2 protein-coding genes are annotated in these 1002 nt (G+C 34.9%); one reads left to right on the top strand and one right to left on the bottom strand.

Annotated features, from left to right (window positions below; all coding sequences use genetic code 11):
• On the top strand, window positions 1-734 hold a 734-nt coding region (locus BAZSYMA_RS09780), incomplete at its 5' end, for a hypothetical protein (RefSeq protein ID WP_195910036.1).
• 62 nt (window positions 735-796) lie between these two features.
• Here BAZSYMA_RS09780 and BAZSYMA_RS09785 read toward each other — a convergent pair.
• Entirely contained in the window at window positions 797-937 is a 141-nt protein-coding gene (locus tag BAZSYMA_RS09785; RefSeq protein WP_195910037.1) for a hypothetical protein, read from the bottom strand.
• Window positions 938-1002: the final 65 nt, after the last annotated feature.

Consider the following 1002-nt stretch of genomic DNA (forward strand, 5'->3'; position numbering starts at 1 on the left):
GCAGGCATTTACCCCATAATGAGATAGATATACTAAGTCCAATTGAAGGAACTTATCAGAATAATAATTTATTTTATTTTCCTGAAGCGTACGAAAGACTAGAAAATATTGTTAAGGCTTATCCTACTGATAAATTTAACTTGATAGACGACAATACAAGATTTTCCATCATATCAGATAACAGTAGCAATGGGGAATTAATCATTGAAGCCTATTCTCATCCATCTTCTGATTATTTTACGAATATTATGAACTTCTCCACAGGGGAGTTAGTTTTTGATTCAAATTTTAAAAGTAAACATCCAGATCGTCGTTCTGGCTTGAACGCAACAGAAGTAACCTCATATCAGTATTTAGGGATGACAAAAATAGCAGGCGCATTAAATATGCTACCTAAAACAATGCTACGCCAGCATATAACCAACCCCAGCACAAACGAAGTCATAAAGATTTATAAAACGGATAAAAATTACCCAAGGTTTTATAATAATTTTCTTAGAAATAGTGATAATGGTAGATCTTCTTTAAGAATTACCAATACTTTTAGTCTTGAGGTAACCTCTATAAAGTTAAAGAGTATTGACAATAATATTCGCCTACATTTAGAACCAAAAATACCTTTAATATCTGCTGAAGAACCTCTGTCACCTCGTGGAGATATGCATGAATACTTTGCACCTGATAGTAGTCCACTTGAAACAAGACGACAAGCAAACTGCTGTGCCATATTATGATTTCACTAGAACCCTACCAGCAAATATACGCCTACGATACAGGCAGTAACCTAACCCACCTCTTACTGTAATGCGTCTTGACAGATTTTGATAAAGCCAAGGTTGTCTTTTGCTGGTGATATATTACCCGCCCTAAAGTCAGTGGCAACAATCTGCCTTTGGTTTTCACCTAATGGGTGAAACTGTTTTTTGGTTAAAACCATTATACCAGCTGGGCTTTGTGCGTTTTTTTAATTTCTATTTTTGGATTAGGGTTTATGTAATTCAG

The sequence above is a fragment of the Bathymodiolus azoricus thioautotrophic gill symbiont genome (genome assembly GCF_001298715.1).
In the GTDB taxonomy this organism is placed as follows: Bacteria; Pseudomonadota; Gammaproteobacteria; order PS1; family Pseudothioglobaceae; genus Thiodubiliella.

Excerpts from the sequence above, each read along its gene's own strand:
- BAZSYMA_RS09785 (WP_195910037.1), bottom strand. The coding sequence starts at position 937 with ATGGTTTTAACCAAAAAACAGTTTCACCCATTAGGTGAAAACCAAAGG.